A 20,346-nucleotide genomic window follows, 5' to 3' on the forward strand; every position below is an offset into this window, starting at 1 on the left:
CGACACCACACGGATACGACATCCGGCCCCGCCGACCCGAGGACGACCCGGGTACGACAATGGGCCCGTGCTGCCCACCGCCCTCGCCGCCCCGCTGCGCGACGCCCTGCTCGCCGCCGACTTCACCTACGACGCGGTCAGCGACCTGCTCGGTCCGGAGGCGCACCAGGCGCTCTCCCGCAACGAGACGACGCCCGGGCGCCGTCGTACGACGGACGGAGGACCGCTGGCGACCCTGGTCCGGCTCTTCCTCCTGCAGACGGCCGTCCCGGTCGCCGACGCCGAGCGGGCGCTGCCCGGCCTGGTCGACCGGCTGGCCAACGCGGGCGCACTCGCACGGAGTGTCGGCGAGGTCGCCGCCCGCCTCGACGTGCGGCCCTACGCCTCGGAGGCGGGCGACCTGTGGGTGGTCAGCGACCTCACGCCGGGCCTGGACGGCGCCGCGACCTCGGTCACCGGGGACTACGTTCTCGGCATCAGCCCGGCCTCGTCCAGCCTGGCCCAGCTGACCCTGCGCCGCGACGTGGACAGCGCTCTCGACCTCGGCACCGGGTGCGGCGTCCAGGCGCTGCACCTGGCGACGCACAGCGACCGCGTCGTCGCGACCGACGTCAACCAGCGGGCGCTGGCGATCGCCCGCTTCAACGCCGCCCTCAACGACGTCGACGACCGGGTCGAGGTCCGCGACGGCTCGTTCTTCGCGCCGGTGGCCGGTGAGCGCTTCGACCTGATCGCGACCAACCCGCCCTTCGTCATCTCGCCCGCGACCGGGGAGCGGCTGGTCTACCGCGACTCCGGCCTGCCCGGCGACCAGGTGGTCGAGCACATCGTGCGGGCGGCGCCCGACCATCTCACCGATGGCGGCTGGTGTCAGGTGCTCGCCAACTGGGTGATCGACCGCGGGACGCCCTGGGACGAGCGGCTGGCGGGCTGGCTGCCCGCGGAGTGCGACGCGCTGGTGGTCCAGCGCGAGGTGCTCGACCCCGCGTCGTACGTCGAGCTGTGGCTCAAGGACTCCGGTCATCACCCCGCGACCGGTGGCGACCCGGCGGCCTACGCGCAGCGCTACGACACCTGGCTCTCCTGGCTCGAGCAGCAGGACGTCGGCGGCATCGGGTTCGGGTGGATCAACCTGCGCCGCCGCGAGGGCGCCGTGCCCGGAGCAGTGGCCCGTGACCTCCTCGAGTGGCCCTACGACGTCGAGCAGCCGATCGCGCCGGCGATCGCGGACTGGGCCGACGCCGCGGCCGCCGCGCGGGCGCTGGACGCCGACACCCGTCTGGTGCTCCGTGAGGACGTCGTCCAGGAGACGACCGGCCCGGCCGGCGCGGAGGACCCCGCGAGCATCGTGCTGCGCCAGCAGCGCGGCTTCCGGCGTGCCCGCAAGGTCGACACGGTCACCGCGGCCGTCGCCGGCGCCTGCGACGGCGAGCTGCCGGTCGGCCCGCTCGTCGACGCCGTCGGACAGCTCCTCGAGCGGGATCCCGCCAGCCTGCGGGAGGTCTACCTGCCCGAGCTCGCCGAGCTGGTGGCCGAGGGCTTCCTCGCACCCGCCGGCTGACCGGGGTCGGCCGGTCCGGACGCCGTGGCGCGTGCGGCAGACTGGGCGCCGTGACGAACGCAGGCTGGTATCCCGACCCCGCGGGAGCGCCCGACACCTACCGCTACTGGGACGGTCAGGCCTGGAGCCAGATGACCACCACGCAGCCGTCCGCGAGCGCGGGTGCGCCCCCGACCCAGGTGCCGCCGCCCGCCACCCCCGCGCCCCCGGCGGCGCCCGCGGCCCCGTATGGCGCCGTGCCCGGCACGCCGCCCCCGCCCGGCCCGCCCGCCCCACCGGGTCCGCCCGGCGCGGCCTACGGCGGGTACGGCGGCTACGGCCAGCAGTGGAGCCCGACCCCGCCGGCCGGCGGCGGGCGCAAGACGGTGGTCATCGTGGTCGCCGCGGTCGTGGCCCTCGTCCTGCTCGGTGTGGGCGGCTTCTTCGGGATCAGGGCGATCACCGGCGACGACGAGGACGCCAGGGCCGACGACAGCGGGCAGAGCGAGCAGACGGGGAGCCCCGACGAGGGCGCGGAGTCCGACGACACCGAGGACCCGGGCGACGAGTCCTCCAGCACGGTCGAGCCCAGCGGCATCCAGTGCACCGGCGGCTCGCCGGCCCCGCCGCAGACACCCGACCCGGCGGCGACCGAGCTCACGGGCGGCGGGCTGACGATCCCCCGCGAGGCGGCGTACGACCTCGCGACCGGCGACCAGGTCGCGTTCACCTTCGCCGACGCCTTCGTGCTGCAGTACACCGAGGTGGAGGACGGCTGGATCAGCCTGACCGGTGTCGGTGCCCTGCCGAAGGCCAGCGGCTTCGACGACCCCGCGACCGCCGCGGAGGTCGTCATGCAGTGCCTGACCGGCAGTGACGACGTCTACCGCGGCTTCACGGGTCGCACGGACGTCATCCACGAGGAGACCACGGTCGCCGGGAAGCCGGCCTACCGGATCACGGCCGAGGTCCGGGTCAGCGACCCGCAGGTCACGGTCGAGGGCGATGTCACCGACGTGATCGTGGTCGACACCGGTGACGCCGAGAGCTACGGCATCTACATCGGGATGGCCACCATCGGCCGCGGCGACCTGATCGCCACCAACGAGAGCGTGCTCGGGCGGATCGCGGTCGACTGAGGTCGCCGGTGGGGGTCTCGGGCTCCTCGCTGGCGCTCGTCCCACCTCGACCACCGGGGGCGCGAGGGCGCTCGTCGCACCTCGACCACCGGGGTCGGCGCGGCCGCTCGTCGCGCCTCGACCACCGGGTGGTGAGACGCCGGGAGGCGGGGAAGTGGACAGCACGCGCTACCGTGAACCGCCGAATCAGGCAATGCGCTAGTAGTAGAGAAGGTCCCCGTGTCCCACAAGTTGGTGATCGTCGAGTCGCCGGCCAAGGCCCGCACCATCGGCGGGTACCTCGGCGACGGCTATGTCGTCGAGTCCTCCATCGGCCACATCCGTGACCTCCCCAACAACGCGGCCGACACCCCGGCCAAGATCAAGGACAAGCCGTGGGGCCGGCTCGCGATCGACGTCGAGAACGGCTTCGAGCCGTACTACGTCGTCCCGCGCGACAAGAAGAGCCACATCTCCAAGCTCAAGAGCCTGCTCAAGGACGCCGACGAGCTCTACCTCGCCACCGATGAGGACCGCGAGGGGGAGGCCATCGCCTGGCACCTCCTCGACGAGCTGAAGCCGAAGAACATCCCCGTCAAGCGGATGGTCTTCCACGAGATCACCAAGGCGGCCATCCAGGAGGCCGCCGCCAACCCGCGCGAGCTCGACATGGACCTGGTCGAGGCGCAGGAGACCCGCCGCCTCCTCGACCGCCTCTACGGCTACGAGGTCTCGCCCGTGCTGTGGCGCAAGGTCATGTCGGGGCTGTCCGCCGGGCGCGTGCAGTCGGTCGCGACCCGGCTCGTGGTCGACCGCGAGAAGGAGCGGATGGCCTTCAAGGTCGCCTCCTACTGGGACCTCGAGGGCACCTTCGACGCGGGCTCGAAGCACGACCAGCGGATGTTCCCGGCCAAGCTGCACACCATCGACGGGGCCCGGGTCGCCAGCGGCGCCAACTTCGGTCCGGACGGCCGGCTGAAGGCGAAGGCGGACGTGGTCCACCTCGACCAGCGCCGGGCCCAGGACCTCGTCGCGGCCCTCGCCGACACGTCGTACGACGTCCGCTCGGTCGAGGCCAAGCCCTACCGCCGCTCGCCGTACCCGCCGTTCCGCACCACCACGCTCCAGCAGGAGGCCAGCCGCAAGCTCGGCATGAGCGCCTCGGTGACGATGAGCGTCGCGCAGCGGCTCTACGAGAACGGGTTCATCACCTACATGCGTACCGACAGCACCACGCTGTCGGGCAGCGCCATCGGCGCCGCTCGTGCGCAGGTGCAGGAGCTGTACGGCGCCGAGTACCTCCCGGACGCGCCCCGCACCTACGCCAGCAAGGTCAAGAACGCCCAGGAGGCGCACGAGGCGATCCGCCCGGCCGGGGACTCCTTCCGCACCCCTGCCCAGACCGGCCTGACGGGTGACCAGTTCCGGCTCTACGAGCTGATCTGGATGCGGACCGTCGCCTCGCAGATGAAGGACGCCGTCGGTCAGTCCGTGACCATCCGCCTCGGGGGTGCCGCGGCGAGCGGCGAGGACGTGGTGTTCTCGGCCTCCGGCCGCGTGATCACCTTCCACGGCTTCCTCAAGGCCTATGTCGAGGGCACCGACGACAACGCCGCGAAGGACGACCAGGAGACCCGCCTGCCGAACCTGGCCGAGGGCGACCCCGTCTCCGCCGCGTCGCTGTCCGCGAACGGGCACGAGACCAAGCCGCCGGCGCGCTACACCGAGGCCACCTTGATCAAGGAGCTGGAGGACCGGCAGATCGGACGTCCGTCGACGTACGCCTCGATCATCGGGACCATCCTCAACCGCGGCTACGTGTACAAGAAGGGCACCGCCCTGGTGCCGGCGTGGATCGCGTTCTCCGTCGTCCGGCTCCTGACCGAGCACTTCACCCGGCTCATCGACTACGACTTCACCGCCGGCATGGAGGACGTACTCGACGACATCGCCCGCGGCGACAAGAGCCGGGTCACCGAGCTGAGCGAGTTCTACTACGGCTCGGACCAGCTCGCGGGCCTCAAGCGGCTCGTCGACGACCTCGGCGACATCGACGCCAAGGAGCTGGCCACGTTCCCGGTGGGGGGCGAGGAGGACGGCATCCACCTGCGGGTCGGCAAGTACGGCCCGTATCTGGAGGGACCCGGCGACGACGGAACGGCGTTCGCCAAGCGGGCGAACGTGCCCGACGACCTGCCCCCCGACGAGCTGACCGTCGCCAAGGCGAAGGAGCTGCTGGCCAACCCGGCCGGCGAGGAGATCGACCTCGGCATCCACCCGGAGACGGGGCTGCAGGTCGTGGCGAAGAACGGCCGGTACGGTCCCTATGTCACCGAGCTGCTCCCCGAGGACCCTTCGACAGGCTCAGGACAAGCGCGAAAGGCCAAGGACAAGCCGCGCACGGGCTCGCTGTTCAAGTCCATGTCCCTCGACACCGTGACGCTCGAGGACGCGATGAAGCTGCTCTCGCTGCCGCGCGTGGTCGGGGTCGATCCGGAGAGCGGCGAGGAGATCACCGCCCAGAACGGCCGCTACGGCCCGTACCTGAAGAAGGGGACGGACTCCCGGTCGCTGACGAGCGAGGACCAGATCTTCGCGATCACCCTCGACGAGGCGCTGAAGATCTACAGCCAGCCGAAGCAGCGCGGGCGCGCTGCCGCCGCGCCGCCGCTCAAGGAGCTCGGCAACGACCCGGTGTCGGGTCAGCCGGTCGTCGTCAAGGCCGGGCGCTTCGGCGAGTACGTCACCGACGGCGAGTACAACGCCACCCTGCGCAAGGACGACTCGGTCGAGGAGATCACCCTCGAGCGCGCGGCCGAGCTGCTGGCGGAGCGGCGGGCCAAGGGACCGGCCAAGAAGGCGGCCAAGCGCGGCGCGAAGAAGACCGCGGCCAAGAAGACGGTGGCCAAGAAGACGGCGGCGAAGAAGACCACCGCGAAGAAGACGGCCGCCAAGAAGGCGCCGGCCAAGAAGGCCGCCAAGAAGTCCTGAGGCCGACGCGCTCACAACCTGACGTTGTGAGTGCCCAGCCAGGTTCTCGTTCCGTGACGGCCCCGGACCGGGCACGGTGGAGGGGTGATCCCCCACGGGCCCAACTGGTACGCCTCCGTCATGGGCACCGGCATCCTCGCCGTCGTCCTGGCCGACCTTCCCTTCGACCTGCCGGGTGCGTCGTACGCCGCCACGGTGGCCTGGCTCCTCGCACTCGGCCTGCTGGTGGCCGTCACCGTGGTCGGCGTGCGCTCGGGCCGACCGCTGGCCCACCTCGGCGACCCGGTGCTGGCGCACTTCTACGGCGCCACCGCGATGGGCCTGATGACCGCGGGCGCGGCGACGGGCGCCGTGGGCGGCCCGTGGCTGGGACGCCTCACCCTGCCGCTGGAGGCCGGGCTCTGGGTCGGGGGCACCCTGCTCGGCCTGGCCACGGCGGTGGTCGTGCCCTACTGGGCGATCACGGTCCACGGCGTCCGCGAGGACAGCGCCTTCGGTGGCTGGCTGATGCCGGTCGTCCCGCCGATGGTGAGCGCGGCGACGGGCACCGCGCTCCTGGGCCGCCTGCCCGCCGGCGAGCCGCGGGCGACGCTGTTCGCCCTGCTCTGCGCGGCCTTCGGCATCGCGCTCCTGGCGACGCTGGTCATCCTGCCCGCGATCTGGCAGCGGGTCCTGCGCCACGGTCCCGGCGCGCCGGCCGCTGTGCCGACGCTGTGGATCGTGCTGGGACCGCTCGGGCAGGCCGTCACGGCGGCGTACCACCTCACCGGCGCGGCGCCGCTGGCGCTGCCCGGCCAGGACCCCGCCGTGCTGCGCCTGCTCTTCCTCGCCTTCGGCCTGCCGGTCTGGGGCTTCGCGCTGCTGTGGCTCTCGCTGGCCGCTGCCCTCACCGTGCGCCAGGTGCGTGCGGGCCTTCCGTTCGCGCCCACCTGGTGGTCCTTCACCTTCCCGGTCGGCACCCTCGTCACCGGCACCACCGCGCTGGCCCACGCGACGGGTCTGCTCCTCTTCGCCGCGGCCACCGCCGCCCTCCTGGTCCTGCTCCTCCTCGCCTGGGCCGTCGTCGCCGTCGCGACGACCCGCGCGCTCCTCCCGGTCCGCGCCGTCACGCGACCCGCCCGCGACAACGGTCGGACCCGTCTCGTAGGTTCGTCCCCGTGACGAGCTATCCGGGCCAGTACGCCGACGCCGGGGTCTTCGTCTGCTTCGAGGGCGGCGAGGGCGGCGGGAAGTCGACGCAGGCTCGGCTGCTCCACGACCGGCTGACCCGCGAGGGGTACGCCGTCCGGCTCACCCACGAGCCCGGCGACACCCCGGTCGGCAAGGACCTGCGCCGGATCGTGCTGAGCCCCGAGACCGGTGCGCTCGCCCACAAGACCGAGTTCCTGCTCTACGCCGCCGACAAGGCCGAGCACGTCGAGACCCTGGTCCGGCCGGCCCTCGCGCGCGGGGAGGTCGTCATCACCGACCGGTACGTCGACTCCACGCTGGCCTACCAGGGCGGTGGACGCGCTCTCGACCTCGGCGAGCTCGAGGAGGTCGCGCGCTGGGCGACGGGGGACCTGCGACCGCACCTGACCGTCGTGCTCGACGTCGAGCCGGAGGCCGGGCTGGGCCGGTTCGAGGGCCGCGACCGGATCGAGGGGGAGGGCCTGGAGTTCCACCAGCGGGTCCGGCGCACCTTCCTCGACCTGGCGGGCCGCGACCCGGACCACTACGCGGTGATCGACGCCCGCGCGCCGATCGAGGAGATCGCCGCCGAGGTCGCCGAGCGGGTCGAGCCGCTCCTGGCCCAGGCGCGCAGGGTGGCGCCGTGACCGTCTGGGACACCCTGGTGGGGCAGCGCGCCGTCGTGACCGCGCTGCGCGGGGCGGTGGCCGGGCAGGGCATGACCCATGCCTGGCTCTTCACCGGGCCACCCGGCTCGGGCCGGTCCAACGCCGCGATCGCCTTCGCCGCGGCGCTGCAGTGCCCGCAAAGCGGCCTGGGCCCGGAGTGCCCGGACGGCTGCCACGCCTGCCACACCGTGCTCGCCGGCTCGCACGCCGACGTCTCCGTCGTGCGCACCGAGAAGCTCTCGATCGGCGTCGACGAGGTCCGCGACCTGGTCCGCCGCGCCTCGCTGAGCCCGATGGGCGAGCGCTGGCAGATCCTCATCGTCGAGGACGCCGACCGGCTGACCGAGCAGGCCTGCAACGCGCTGCTCAAGGCGATCGAGGAGCCCAACGGCCGCACCCTGTGGATGCTCTGCGCGCCCACCGTCGAGGACGTGCTCCCGACGATCCGCTCCCGCTGCCGGCTGGTGACCCTGTCGACGCCGACCGCCGAGGAGGTGGCCGGCTTCCTGGTCGCCCGGGGCGTGCCGGAGGCGCTGGCGTCGTACGCCGCCCGCGCGAGCCAGGGCCACATCGGCCGGGCGCGCGCGCTCGCCTTCGACGAGGCGGTGCGCAACCGCCGTCAGGAGGTCGTCTCGATGCCGGCGCGGCTGACGAGTCTCGGGCGGTGCATGGACGCGGCGACCCGGCTCGCCTCGACCGCCAAGGAGGAGGCGGACGCCATCACCGCCGAGCTCGACGCGCGCGACAAGGCCGACCTCGACGCTGCCTACGGCGTCGTCGAGCGGGGCCGTCGGCCCCGGGAGTACGGCCCCGCCCTGGCGGCGCTCGAGAAGAGCCAGAAGACCCGGGCCAAGCGCCGGCACCTCGACGTCGTCGACCGCGGGCTCACCGACCTGATGTCGGTCTACCGCGACGCGATCGCGCTGGCCAGCGGGGCGCCCGGCGCGCTGGTCAACGAGGAGATCCGCGACCAGGTCGAGGCGATCGTGGACAGCTCGACCCCCGAGCTCAACCTGCGCCGCATCGGCTGGATCTTCGCCGCGCGCGAGCAGATGCTGGAGTTCAACGTGCCCGTCGCCTTGGCCCTGGAGTCGATGATGGTGGCACTGAAGGCGCCGCAGCGGTGACCTCGACCCCGACCTTGAGGAGCACCAGGTGAGCAAGCGGACCCTGATCGTCGCGGTGGTCACCGTGTGGGCGCTGGTCCTGGCCGGCGCGGTCGGCGTCGGGATCGTCCTGCTGTCCGGCGACGACCCCGACGGCGACGACGGCGATGCCGGCCAGGGCGGGGCGGCGACCTCGAGCGCCACCTCGGGTCCTGACGGGCGCACCCTCGAGGACTTCTACGACCAGGAGATCGCCTGGACGAGGTGCGGCGAGAACGAGTGCGGCACGCTCGAGGTGCCCGTCGACTACCAGAGCCCCGGCGACGGCTCGATCCGGCTCGCGCTGGAGCGGGCCGGCGCCACCGGCGAGCGGATCGGATCGCTCGTGGTCAACCCGGGCGGTCCGGGTGCGCCCGGCACCGACACCGCCAAGGACGCGAGCCTCTACTTCGCGGAGCCTCTGCGCGCGGCGTACGACATCGTCGGCTTCGACCCGCGCGGCACCGGCGACTCCGCCCCGGTCGACTGCCTGACCGATGCCGAGCTGGACGCCTACGTGGCGGCCGACCCCGACCCCGACACCGCCGAGGAGAGGCAGGCCGCGCGGGAGAACTCCGAGCGGTTCTGGTCCGGGTGTGCCTCCCGCTCTGGCGCCGTCGGCGGCCACGTCAGCACGGTCGAGGCCGCGCGCGACATGGACGTCCTGCGCGCCGCGCTCGGCGAGGACGAGCTCGACTATCTCGGCTTCTCCTACGGCACCCGGCTCGGCGCGACGTACGCCGAGCTCTTCCCGGACAAGGTCGGCCGGATGGTGCTCGACGGGGCGATCGACCCCTCGCTCACCCCGCGCGACGGGGCGCTCAGCCAGGCCAAGGGCTTCGAGACCGCCCTGAGGTCCTATGTCCAGAGCTGTGTCGACGACGGCGACTGCTTCCTCGGCAACAGCGTCGAGGCCGCGCTGAAGACCATCACCGACCTCATCGCGAGCATCGACGCCCAACCGCTGCCGACCGGCGACGCCGAGGGACGCGAGCTCACCGTCGGCCTCGCGTTCTACGGACTGATCCTGCCGCTGTACAGCGAGGAGAACTGGAGCCTGCTCGACGACGGCCTCCAGCAGGCGCTCGACGGCAACGGCTCGACCCTGCTCTTCCTCGCCGACTTCTACGGCTCGCGCGAGAAGGGCAGCTACGCCGACAACAGCCTCGAGGCGATCTCCGTCATCAACTGCCTCGACGACCCGTGGTCGATCACCCCCGACGAGGTGCAGGCCCAGTTCGCCGACTTCGAGAAGGCCTCGCCCACCTTCGGCGACGTCTTCGCCTGGGGGCTGACGGCCTGCAACGGCATCCCGTTCACCTCCACCGACGAGCCGGACCTGGAGATCGACGGCTCCGGCGCCCCGCCGATCGTCGTCCTCGGTACGACCCGCGACCCCGCGACGCCGTACGAGGAGGCCGTCGCCATGGCCGAGCAGCTCGACTCCGCCGTCCTCGTCTCCCGCGACGGCGACGGGCACACGGCGTACAACAAGAAGAACGCCTGCATCGACGACGCCGTCCACGCCTACCTCCTCGACGGCACGGTCCCGCAGGACGGCCTGACCTGCTGAGCCACGAGGTGTGAGAAGTGGGGCCGCGAGGTGTGAGAAGTGGGGCCACGAGGTGTGAGAAGTGTCAGCGGCGGCCCTACACCGGCTCGATGATGGACTGAATCCGCTGGGTCGCCAGCTCGATCATCAGCCGGGCGGCCGGAGACAGCGTCGCCCCAGCACGGTGCACGATCGCCATCGTGTCGTAGACGCGCGGCCGGAGCGGGACCCAGCCGGCATCCGGTGCGAGCCGGGGGAGTAGCTGGACGGCGGCTCCCTTGTTCGTCACGGTGTCGGCCAGGCCACGTCCGACGAGCTCGACCGCCGTCTCGACGTCCTCGACCTCGATCCGCGTCGTCGGGTTGTAGCCGGCCTCGTGCAGCATCCGGCGGAGCACGATCCGCGCGGAGTCGGAGTCGCGGTAGGTGCTCTCGGCCATGACGAGGGGCGCCTCGGCGAGCCGTTTCGCCGTCATGGGGGAGGCGAGGCGCGCCGGGTCGGCCGAGACGTACACCAGCTCGTCGCGCGCGATCGGCGTGATCGACATGCCCTCGCTGGAGAGCCCCGCGACGGCGATCATCGCCGCCTCGAGCCGGCCGCGGCGCAGGTTCTCCTGCACGTCCATGGAGTGCCGTCCGACGAGCTCGACCCGGACCCCGGGATAGCGCTCCAGTACGTCGGCGACGAGCTCCGCGCCGCCGTACAGCCGGGCGACGCCGAACATGCCGAACCGGATCGTGCCGGTGTCGAGGGAGCGGATGCTGGCGACGGCGCGCTGGGCGTCGTCGGCCGCCGCGAGGACCCGCTCCGCGTGCGGGCGGAAGGTGTCCGCGGCCGTGGTCGGTACGACGCCGCGCCCGACCCGGCGGAAGAGCTGGACGCCGAGCGACCGCTCCAGCCCGCGGACCTGCTCGGACACCGACGGCTGGGCGTAGCCCAGCTCCTCCGCGGCCCGGGTCAGCGAGCGATGCTCGTAGGTCGCGAGGAAGCAGGTCAGCTGGTGCAGCGACAGCATGCCGAGCTCCGTCCCATAGGTGATCCCTAGAGATCCGACTGGAAAGAGAGGCTACCCCTAGAACTTCTCCCGGCGCACCATGGAAGCAGTCGGACAGTTCCCCGCTGCCGACCGCCGAAGGAGGCCGCCATGTTCGTCCACACCTGCTCCGCCTGCCACCGCCGCGAGCTGATCTTCCCCAGCCAGGTCCTCGCCGTGGACAACACCGAGCACGGCATCGTCGTCCGCTTCGCCTGCTGGTGCGACGCCGAGCAGACCCTGGTCACCGGCGTCGACGCGTCCCGACCGGCCGCCGTGCCGGCCGCCGCCTGACCGCGTCCCGCCGCAGCGGCACCGCGCGGAGGCCCCGGCCGGATTCGCCCCCCGGTGACCCCGGTCGGTATGCTTCCGCGGTCGCCGGTCCCGACCGGCGGCGGCGCCGCCTTAGCTCAGTCGGTAGAGCGAATCACTCGTAATGATTAGGTCGTCGGTTCGATTCCGACAGGCGGCTCCACCAGAAACCGGCCCGGGCCAGCACAAACGTGCAGGTCAGGGCCGGTTTCCGTTTCAGCGCGCGGGGCGATCTGCCGTGAAAGGTCAGATCCTGCGCATCCGTCGCTCCCTCACGGGAAGAGGGCCATCCGCAGCTGTGGCTGGCCACCCGCGGTGGTGAAGTCGCCGCCGAGGGCCACGCCCAGGGCGTCGAGGCTGTGGACGGACATGACGCCGCGGACGGAGTCGGGGCCGGGGTTGAAGGGGAGCAAGGTCCCCGTCGTGGTCAAGGCGGCGACCTTGCGGCGGGTCTGCTGTGATCCGAGGCAGTCGCCGTTGACCGGGTCGGCCTCGTCGACGTCGCAGACGGCGTCGAAGTGGCCGCCGGCGTAGATGTCTCCGCCATGGATGGCGAGGGCGGCGACGTCGCCGTCGAACCGTCGCAGCCACGTCTGTCCGCCATCGGCGCGTGCGAAGGCCGCGACGTAGCCGCCGCCTGTTCCCCCGGCTGCGGCCAGCACGGAGGATCCGGTCAACGCGATCTCCAGGACGGGCTTGTCGACGGGCGGGTCGAACCCCGGGATGACGGCACCCCTGGAGCGGTCGACGAGGGCCAGCCTCCGGGAGCCGGCGACGCCGTTGACGGCGTTGAAGTTGCCGGCGACGTAGACGCCGGACGTGGTCGCGACGACGTCGTGGACGGCGCCCTTGCGGGCGACCGGCGTCCATCGGGCCAAGGTTCCGCGACGGTCGAATGCCGCGAGCTGACCGCGTCTCCTCTGGTCGACGGTGGTGAAGCTGCCGCCGACGTAGAGCCGCTTTCGGTGGGTGGACAGTGACGTGACGGTGCCGTCGATGCGGTGCCGGAACCTCTCGACCTCGATAGCTTCGAACCGACCGGCGTGTCGCCTCCTGTCCATCCGGCAGCTTCCGTCGTCGAGTAAGCGGCGAGCTACGCCGCCGATGCTTCGCGGCTGTCGAATAGCCCCAGCATTTCTCCGTCGCGGTCAGGTTCCGGCGCACCAGACCGGGTGGCTGCGCACCGGACCGGGCGGCCACTACTCGTCGCGGCCGCGAGCCGTGGCGACCGCGTGCCTTCGCGGGCGCCTGGGGTTTCCCCATCTGCTCGACCCGGTTTGCGAACCAGCCGGGCGAGTAATCGCACGGGCACAGGATGGGGCCGGTGCCCCTGACGGTGCCCCTGACGGTGCGCCCGGCGGGGTCGAGGTCGAGGAGGCACCAGGCCCACGGGCAGAGTGTGACGGTCAGCATGGCGCGCGGCCTTGGCTTCGTGGCGCAGTTCGTCGAAGTCGTAGCCGAGGTCTGCGGGCAACTCTTCGAGCGTCACGTCGCCCATGCGCTGCCTCCCGGGGTGGGTTCCCGCCGGCTGACCAGGGGCGGGCAGCCGGCTAGGTTCTCACTGCGAGGGGCGAGGGGCGAGGGGCAACCGGATTCCCGGGGTTGTTCAAGGGTTCAGCTGCGTCCAGGACGAATGCGGACGGCGGCGACCACCTGCTCGGCGTGGACGCATTGGGCGACGGCTTGGACGTGCGCCCTCGGTCGCCAGGTGGCGGGGTCGAGGATCGCCTCCCACGACGCCTCGGCTTCGTCGCGAAGATTCGGCGGCCAGTGATCGCGCCCGCTGGCGTCGCGGTCGACACCGGCGGCCCTCAGGCGGTCGTCCCAATCATCGAGTATCGGCTCCGCGCGAGACCACCACTCGTCGTCGCTCTCACCCGGCTCTGGCGGGACGTGGAAACCGCTGTTGAGTGCAATGTGCCAGTCGGAGAACTCCGACAGCAGTACGTGTTCGCGCGGCATCCGCACCGTGAGGAGAAAGTCGCCTCGCGCATGCTTCGCCTGGTCGATCAGGGAGCGGCGCGTGGGGGTCGGCCACAACCACAGCAACCCAGGGCCGTCCGTCGCGAGCCTCCTGTCCGCCTGCGCCTTCATCCACGAGTACGCGTCCCCCAAGTCCGCGTCAGCCAACGTCGGGTCGCCTTCGAGGACCCCGGTCTCCGCGAGCACCCGATAGGCAGCCGCGGACTGGAACGTCCGCAGGATCAGCGGGTCCGCCGATAGGTCACCCAGACGGCGCCGCCCGACGGGCGACACGATCCGCCACCATCGCCGCTGCGGCAGATCCTCATACGAAGGCGACACAAGTGGATCGTGCACTACGGCACCGACAGAACCCGTCCCCTCGACACCGACTGCGCCGAGCCCCACGCCCGCGACCAGATCTGCGCCATGCCGATGACCCGCACATCCCATTCCGATGTCGCGAGACACCATACCGATGTGCCGAACGATGCCACGACAGGCGGCGAGCGGATGTCCAGGCACATCGAAACGAGCCCGAACCCCACGTTGGCCTCAACTGGCTGTGCGACGCCGGCGACCCGGGCGCGCCGGACCTGCCCCCTCCCGCGCTGAGGCCGCCGCCTGCAGCGCGCTCGTCAGGCCAGAGTTCGGCCCATGCGGACGCCCTCCGAACAGATGCGCAATTTTCGTGAGGGTTCCGCGTAAGCGTTCGACGCGGGCCGTGTCAACCACTCGGAAACGCTGCCTGGACCCTCCATGTTCCTCGCGACCGTCGGGGCCGAGTCCAGCGCAACCAGCCCTCGGGCTGGCCGCGGCGTTTCCACGCGACCACGGCGTTCACGCCCCGGCCCAGAGGAATGTATGGACAACGCATCGGCACGATCTGCCCGCTCGACCTTCGTCGCCGTGACTCGGCTGGCGCTGGCTGCGGCGCTGAGCATCGCGCTGCTCTGCGTGGCCCCCCCGTCGCCTGGGCCGGGGGCGGGTCCCGCTGCGCCACGCCCAGCGCTCGACATGGCCGTCGCCGGGGTCCCCGCGCCTCCGATCGTGGTCTACCGGGAGGACTTCGAGAACGGCATGGGTGTCACCGCCACCGGGGCGAAGTCGCTGACGGCCAACACCCTCGGGGCGCCGCAGTACACCGGCGCCGGTGGGACGACCTACTACGCCGACACCAACTGGCGAGAGGGCCAGCGGTGCAGCGGCGTGGTCCTCGCCTACGCCAACGGTGACAGCACGCGTGACGACGGCGGTGGGCCGAACTGGGCTACGACCGGTCGCACGGCCAACGCACAGGTCCAGCAGGACAAGTGCAGCCCCCTCAGCGGAGTTCAGTCCTACAACGGCATCCGGACTCTCGCCCGGGCCATGGGGCAGGTCGTGGGCGGAGGCGACACGAACCACATGGTCTCGACATACACCGAGTGCAACCAGGACAGCGCCGGGAACATCGTCGGCTGCGACACGCTGCCGACCGGGCCGACGACGTCGCGGATGTTCGAGACCGTGCAGCAGATCCCCGTCACCCCGAACCACTACTACACCTTCGCCGTCGATGCGGTGGCGGGGAACTGCACGGGGGGCACCATCCCGGTGGGTAGCGATCCCCAGTACCAGTTCCAGCTGCTCAGCGGCGCGACTCGAACGGACGTCGGGTCGTCACTGAATCCGTGTCGCGACGCCTCCCGCCAGGCGTTCACCGTCAACCGGCCCCGTGCGGTCGGCAGCTCGTCCACGATGAGCGGGTTCGTGAGTCGGCTGCGGGCCGACACCGCCTTCATGTACGCCGGCTCCAACCTGGGCGTCGCGATGTACAACAAGGTCGGCATCACCAACGGCAACGACGGCGGCTTCGACAACATCGAGGTCCGCGACGTCACGCCCACCGTCGACAAGACCTTCAGCCCCGCCCTGGTCGAGCCCACCCAGGTCTCCACCCTCACCCTGACGATCACCAACACCTCCGACCTGCTCGCCAAGACCGACTGGGGCTTCGTCGACGCACTGCCGACCGGCCTGACCCTGGCGAGCACGACCTTCGGCGGGACCTGTGCCCAGAAGGCAGGCACTGTCCTCACGCGCACAGGCGTCGTCGGGGGCAGCACGATCACCGTCACCGGTGGCGACCTTGCCCCGGGTGAGGTGTCCTGCACCATCACGGCGCAGGTCACCTCGGCCACCGAGGGCACCTACACCAACAGTCCGACGACCAACATGACCCTGACCGGCCTCGTGCCCGGCAGCCCGGGCACCGTCGAGTTCGCCTGGCCCCGGATCACCCTGGTCAAGGCGCTCGGCTCGGAGCGGGTCCGCGCTGGCGACCAGTTCTCGATGGCGATTCGCACCGGGTCGGGCACCGGCACCGTGGTGAGCAGCCCCGCCAACGCGACGACCACCGGCACGGGCGCCACGGTGACCCCCGGGACAGGGACCACCGGCGCGTACGTCGGCCGCGCCGGGACGGCGTACTACCTGACCGAGTCCGGCGCGGGCACCACCGACCTCACGACGTACGAGGCCACGCTGACCTGCGTCGACGCCACCGGCCGCACCGCTGGCCTGCCGACCAACGCGCCCTATACCGGATCGAACTCCGTCACCCCGGCCCTCGGCGCGCGGATCACCTGCACCGTCACCAACCGAGCGAAGGCACCGACGCTCCGCCTGGTCAAGGCGCTCGGGTCGGAGCGCGCTGCCGACACCGACCAGTTCACCGTCGCCATCCGTACCGGCTCGGCAACCGGGACCGTCGTCAGCAACGCGGCCAGCGCCACGACGACGGGCACCGGTGCGACGGTCACCGAGGGCACCGGGACCACGGGGACCTACCAGGCGACCGCCGGTACGGCGTACCACCTCACCGAGGCTGCGGCCGGCACCACCGATCTCGCCGACTATGGCAAGACGATCACGTGCACCGATGGTGCGGGTCTGCAGAGCGGCCTCCCCACGAACGCCCCGATCAGCGAGTCACTTCAGGTGACGCCAGTGGCGGGTGCGCGCATCTCGTGTGTGCTGACCAACACGCTCACGCGGGTCGACCTCCACCTCCTCAAGCAGGCACAGCAGGACGACGGCACATGGACGCCGGTCGCCGGTTCGACCTGGGAGCTGCACGCCGACGACCAAGGCGCGCTCGGCCCCGCGCTCTCCTCGCCCACGGTGCAGGCCGTCGCAGGTGAGGACGGAGCCTTCCGAGTCGCAGGGCTCGCACCCGGCACCTACTGGCTGGTCGAGACGAAGGCGCCCGCGGGGCAGCAGCTGCTGGCCGAGCCGCTCCAGTTCACGGTCGACGCGCAGGGAGCCGTCACGCTCGGGGAAGGCGCCGGCACGGATATCGCGACCGTCGGCCAGACCGCCGGCGGCGACCCGGAGATCCGGGTCCGCAACTTCGCGGCGGCCGAGCTCCCCGCAGCGGGGGGTGCCGGCACTTCCGCATGGCGAGCGGTGGGCCTCGTGACACTCCTCCTCGCCGCTCTCCTCTGTCTCGCGCTCGGGGTGCGACAGGCCAGGCGCTCGGGGGTGAGCGTGCGCCCCTAAGCCCAGCTCCACGGACCATCCGCATCCACCACCATCACGAAGAGAGAACGAACTCCATGACCCACCCACTCGCGGGACGCCTGACGGCGCTCCTCACCGCTCTTGCCGTGGCAGCGCTCGCGCTGCTCGGCCTGGCCTCGCCCGTCTCCGCGGCGGACTCGTTGCCGGACCCCGATCGGACCGGATCGATCACGATCCACAAGTTCGAGGCCCCGGACTCCCCGACCGGCCTGCCGAACAACGGCACCGAGGTCGACACGACCGGCCTCACGCCGATGGCGGGCGTGACCTTCAGCATCCAGCAGGTCAGTGGCATCGACCTCAGCACCAACCAGGGTTGGTCCGAGGCCAACGACCTGAGTGACGTCTTCGACCCCGCCGACGCCGAGGGCTCCATCACCGGCGCGGGCTACACGCTGACGGAGGCCGCCGGCTCGCCGGTCACGACCGACGGGTCGGGCATCGCGTCGCTCTCGAGCCTCCCGCTGGGGCTCTACCTGGTCCAGGAGACCAGCTACCCCGCTGGTACGACGCCGTCCGCGCCGTTCCTCGTCTCGGTTCCGCTCACCAACCCGAACGACCAGAGCACCTGGCTCTACGACGTGCACGTCTACCCCAAGAACGCGACCACCAACGTCACGAAGACCGTCGAGGACGCGGACGCCATCAAGCTCGGCGACCAGGTCGCCTGGACCATCACGGCTGACATCCCCAACGTCGACGTGATCGACGGCTACAAGATCGTCGACCAGCTCGACAGCAAGCTCACCTATGTCGGCGCCCAGGTCACCCTCAGCGACGGCACCGCGATCACGGAGGGCACCGACTACACCGTCGTCCACGACGCCGCGACCAACACGCTGACGGTGCAGTTCACCGAGGCCGGCCGCTCGGTCCTCGCAGCGCACAACACCGCGCAGGTCCTCGTCGAGGTCACCACCACGGTCAACGCCGTCGGCGAGATCGCCAACACCGCGCTGCTCTACCCGAACGAGGCGAGCTTCGACGTGCGGCCCGGCGAGCCGGGTGGGCCGGTCGTCACGCCGCCGGTGCTGACCAAGTGGGGATCGATCACCGTCCTCAAGACCGATGGCGACGGCGCCGCCTTGGCCGGTGCGGTCTTCAGCGTCTACGCCAGCCAGGCCGACGCCGAGGCCGGTACGAACCCGATCTCGCTGGGCGGCCAGACCACCTTCACCGCCGGCGCCGACGGCACGCTGACGATCTCGGGTCTGCGCTACTCGGACTACGCGAACGGTCAGACGGTCGCGCCGGGTGACCCCGGCTACCAGGCGTACTGGCTGGTCGAGGTCGAGGCGCCGGCCGGCTTCGAGCTGCTCGCTGACCCGATCGAGTTCACCGTCACGGCGGCGACCTCCGCGGCAGGTATCGACCTGACGGTCGAGAACGTCCCGTCGAACGCCGGATTCGAGCTGCCCTTCACCGGTGGCAGCGGCCGAGCGCTGCTCTACGTCCTCGGCTTCGCGCTACTCGTCGTCGCTGGTGTCGTGGTGATCGTCAGCCGACGCCGCGCCGAGGACTGACCGGCGCGGCAACCACACCCCGGGACGGGAGGCGTCCTGCGACGCCTCCCGTCCCGGCCCCCTTCGAGAAGGAAACCCATGACGATCGCCGTAGCCCCGCGCCGACCCGAGGCTCCGCGAGCGCCTCGTGCTCGCGCGCGGCGCCGGGGCCGACGCCGGCTCGGCCCGGTGCTGACGTCCTGGCCCTTCGCCCGGATCCTGGTCGCCGTGCTCGCGCTCGTCGGCATCGCCACGCTGCTCTACCCGAGTGCTGCCTCCTGGCTCACCGCCCGGGCGCAGTCCCAGCAGGTCGACGCCTATGTGCACGCCGTCGAGGGTCTCAGCCCCGGCGAGGCACGCGCCGAGCTGAGGCGCGCTCACCGCTACAACGACGAGCTCCCGGGCGGGGTCCCGCGTGACCCCTATGCCGGCGGGGTCGCCGGGGAGCAGACCGCGGTCGGTGCCGAGGCCGAGCGCTACTTCCATACGCTCGATCTCGGTCCGGAAGGGATGATGGGCGTCCTGCGCTTCCCGGCCATCGACGCGGAGCTGCCGCTTTTTCACGGCACCTCACCGGAGGTCTTGGACCGCGGCGTCGGGCACCTCTACGGGTCGGCCCTCCCCGTCGGCGGTGCCGGGACGCACAGCGTCCTCACCGGCCACTCGGGTCTGGTCCACGCCACCCTCCTCACCCACCTCGACCGTGCGCGCCAGGGGGACCGCTTCACCCTCACGGTGCTCGACCAGGTGCTGACCTACGAGGTCGACCAGATCCGGGTCGTGCTGCCCACCGAGACCGACGAGCTCACTGCCGTCGCGGGTGAGGATCTGGTCACCCTCATCACCTGTACGCCGACAGGAGTCAACACGCACCGGCTGCTGGTGCGTGGTCACCGCGTTCCGACCGACGAGTCGGCCCGGAAGGAGAGCGCGATCTCTGGGCCGCGGTTCGAGACCTTCCCGTGGTGGATCGTCGTCGCCGTTCTCTGTCTCGTCGGCGTGGTGATCGGCACCGGCCCCCTCGCCCGCCGGCGCCGCCCGCGACGCAAGGCAGCGCGAGCGGTCCGAGGTCCGTCGGGTCAGTCCGGGAGCTGAGCGATCTCGCCGGGCCACGGAGTGCCCGCCGCCGCGAGGAGCCGATCGGCCTGGCGCCGGATGGCCGGGATCCTGCTCGGGCGGAGGATGACCAGGCGCAGTGCCAACACCGCGACGTCGTCGGGCAACGACCGCTCCCGCTGGGTGCCCGACCACCGCACCGCCTGGTTGATCGTGGCGTCGAGGATCTCGGTCACGACGTCCGTCCGCGTCGCGGCGAACTCGCCGTCCGCGATGCCGCGCTCGATCACCCCGCGGGTGCGCGCCATCGCGTCGTGATACGCCGCGTGCCACTCGGCGAACTCGGGCTCCTCGAGAAGCGCACTGAGGTAGAGACCGCGCAGGTCGTAGGCGCTGGTCATCTCGACCAGGATCTCGCGCCGCACGCCTTGGTAGAGCTCGACCGCGGCCGAGGTTCCCTCCGGAACCTCGCGCCTTCCCTGGAGCCCGGGAGAGCGACCATGGTCGTAGGCATAGAGCGCGCGTGCGATCTCGTGCTTGGACGCGAAGTGGTGGAACAGTGACGGCTGTCGCACCCCCACCGCCTCGGCGATCTCCCGCGTCGAGGTCCCGTGGAAGCCCTTGGTCGCGAACAGCCGCGCAGCCTCGCGCAGGATCTGGTCGGGAGTCACCTTCGACCGCGCCATGGTCCCTCCTCCGAGCCGCTGACCGTTCCCGAAGTCTATCGATCGAT

Annotated in this window: 15 protein-coding genes and 1 tRNA gene; 12 read left to right on the plus strand and 4 right to left on the minus strand. The window is 71.7% G+C overall.

Features of this window, described 5'->3' with window-relative positions; translation table 11 throughout:
* The first annotated feature begins 67 nt into the window (after positions 1–67).
* The 7 genes from ACJ5H2_RS01115 to ACJ5H2_RS01145 all read left to right on the plus strand — a co-directional run bounded on the left by ACJ5H2_RS01115 (position 68) and on the right by ACJ5H2_RS01145 (position 10,205).
* Complete coding sequence (locus ACJ5H2_RS01115; RefSeq protein WP_408897722.1) at positions 68–1,561, plus strand: methyltransferase; 1,494 nt, start codon at positions 68–70, stop codon at positions 1,559–1,561.
* Positions 1,562–1,611: 50 nt separating this feature from the next.
* A complete protein-coding gene (locus tag ACJ5H2_RS01120; RefSeq protein ID WP_408897723.1) occupies positions 1,612–2,679 on the plus strand; it encodes a DUF2510 domain-containing protein in 1,068 nt (355 codons plus the stop codon).
* Positions 2,680–2,898: 219 nt separating this feature from the next.
* Positions 2,899–5,649: a type I DNA topoisomerase gene (gene topA / locus ACJ5H2_RS01125; RefSeq protein ID WP_408897724.1), complete on the plus strand. Its 2,751-nt coding sequence runs from the start codon at positions 2,899–2,901 to the stop codon at positions 5,647–5,649.
* Between the two features lie 84 nt (positions 5,650–5,733).
* Positions 5,734–6,810: a C4-dicarboxylate ABC transporter gene (locus ACJ5H2_RS01130; RefSeq protein WP_408897725.1), complete on the plus strand. Its 1,077-nt coding sequence runs from the start codon at positions 5,734–5,736 to the stop codon at positions 6,808–6,810.
* A complete protein-coding gene (gene tmk, locus ACJ5H2_RS01135; RefSeq protein WP_408897726.1) occupies positions 6,807–7,466 on the plus strand; it encodes a dTMP kinase in 660 nt (219 codons plus the stop codon). Before ACJ5H2_RS01130 ends, tmk begins: the two co-directional genes overlap by 4 nt.
* Positions 7,463–8,614 (plus strand): DNA polymerase III subunit delta', encoded by a 1,152-nt coding sequence (locus ACJ5H2_RS01140; protein WP_408897727.1) that lies wholly within the window; start codon positions 7,463–7,465, stop codon positions 8,612–8,614. Before tmk ends, ACJ5H2_RS01140 begins: the two co-directional genes overlap by 4 nt.
* Positions 8,615–8,642: 28 nt before the next feature.
* On the plus strand, positions 8,643–10,205 hold the full coding sequence (locus tag ACJ5H2_RS01145; protein ID WP_408897728.1) for an alpha/beta hydrolase: 1,563 nt from the start codon (positions 8,643–8,645) through the stop codon (positions 10,203–10,205).
* A gap of 76 nt (positions 10,206–10,281) precedes the next feature.
* On the opposite strand, the gene ACJ5H2_RS01150 is transcribed toward ACJ5H2_RS01145, so the two are convergent.
* The gene (locus ACJ5H2_RS01150; RefSeq protein WP_408897729.1) at positions 10,282–11,199 is read right to left on the minus strand and encodes a LysR family transcriptional regulator; all 918 of its coding nucleotides are present in this window, start codon (positions 11,197–11,199) and stop codon (positions 10,282–10,284) included.
* Between the two features lie 129 nt (positions 11,200–11,328).
* Here ACJ5H2_RS01150 and ACJ5H2_RS01155 point away from each other — a divergent pair, with 129 nt between their 5' ends.
* Together ACJ5H2_RS01155 and ACJ5H2_RS01160 are read left to right on the plus strand one after the other, a co-directional pair.
* Positions 11,329–11,511, plus strand: coding sequence for a hypothetical protein (locus ACJ5H2_RS01155; RefSeq protein WP_408897730.1), 183 nt, complete (start codon positions 11,329–11,331; stop codon positions 11,509–11,511).
* Positions 11,512–11,616: 105 nt separating this feature from the next.
* Positions 11,617–11,692 (plus strand) — tRNA-Thr (locus tag ACJ5H2_RS01160).
* Positions 11,693–11,801: 109 nt separating this feature from the next.
* Here ACJ5H2_RS01160 and ACJ5H2_RS01165 read toward each other — a convergent pair.
* Positions 11,802–12,590 carry a hypothetical protein gene (locus ACJ5H2_RS01165; RefSeq protein ID WP_408897731.1) on the minus strand — a complete coding sequence of 263 codons (789 nt, stop codon included), beginning with the start codon at positions 12,588–12,590 and terminating at the stop codon, positions 11,802–11,804.
* A gap of 553 nt (positions 12,591–13,143) precedes the next feature.
* On the minus strand, positions 13,144–13,833 hold the full coding sequence (locus tag ACJ5H2_RS01170; protein ID WP_408897732.1) for a DUF3841 domain-containing protein: 690 nt from the start codon (positions 13,831–13,833) through the stop codon (positions 13,144–13,146).
* A gap of 567 nt (positions 13,834–14,400) precedes the next feature.
* On the opposite strand from ACJ5H2_RS01170, the gene ACJ5H2_RS01175 reads away from it, so the two are divergent.
* The 3 genes from ACJ5H2_RS01175 (at position 14,401) to ACJ5H2_RS01185 (ending at position 19,652) form a co-directional block, all read left to right on the plus strand.
* Positions 14,401–17,034 (plus strand): SpaA isopeptide-forming pilin-related protein, encoded by a 2,634-nt coding sequence (locus ACJ5H2_RS01175; protein ID WP_408897733.1) that lies wholly within the window; start codon positions 14,401–14,403, stop codon positions 17,032–17,034.
* Between the two features lie 56 nt (positions 17,035–17,090).
* Entirely contained in the window at positions 17,091–18,578 is a 1,488-nt protein-coding gene (locus ACJ5H2_RS01180; RefSeq protein ID WP_408897734.1) for a SpaH/EbpB family LPXTG-anchored major pilin, read from the plus strand.
* Positions 18,579–18,656: 78 nt separating this feature from the next.
* Positions 18,657–19,652 carry a class C sortase gene (locus tag ACJ5H2_RS01185; RefSeq protein ID WP_408897735.1) on the plus strand — a complete coding sequence of 332 codons (996 nt, stop codon included), beginning with the start codon at positions 18,657–18,659 and terminating at the stop codon, positions 19,650–19,652.
* On the opposite strand, the gene ACJ5H2_RS01190 is transcribed toward ACJ5H2_RS01185, so the two are convergent.
* Positions 19,637–20,299: a TetR/AcrR family transcriptional regulator gene (locus ACJ5H2_RS01190; protein WP_408897736.1), complete on the minus strand. Its 663-nt coding sequence runs from the start codon at positions 20,297–20,299 to the stop codon at positions 19,637–19,639. The genes ACJ5H2_RS01185 and ACJ5H2_RS01190 overlap by 16 nt on opposite strands.
* Positions 20,300–20,346 lie beyond the last annotated feature (47 nt).

It is taken from the genome of Nocardioides pymetrozini (genome assembly GCF_046058985.1).
Classification (GTDB): Bacteria; Actinomycetota; Actinomycetes; order Propionibacteriales; family Nocardioidaceae; genus Nocardioides.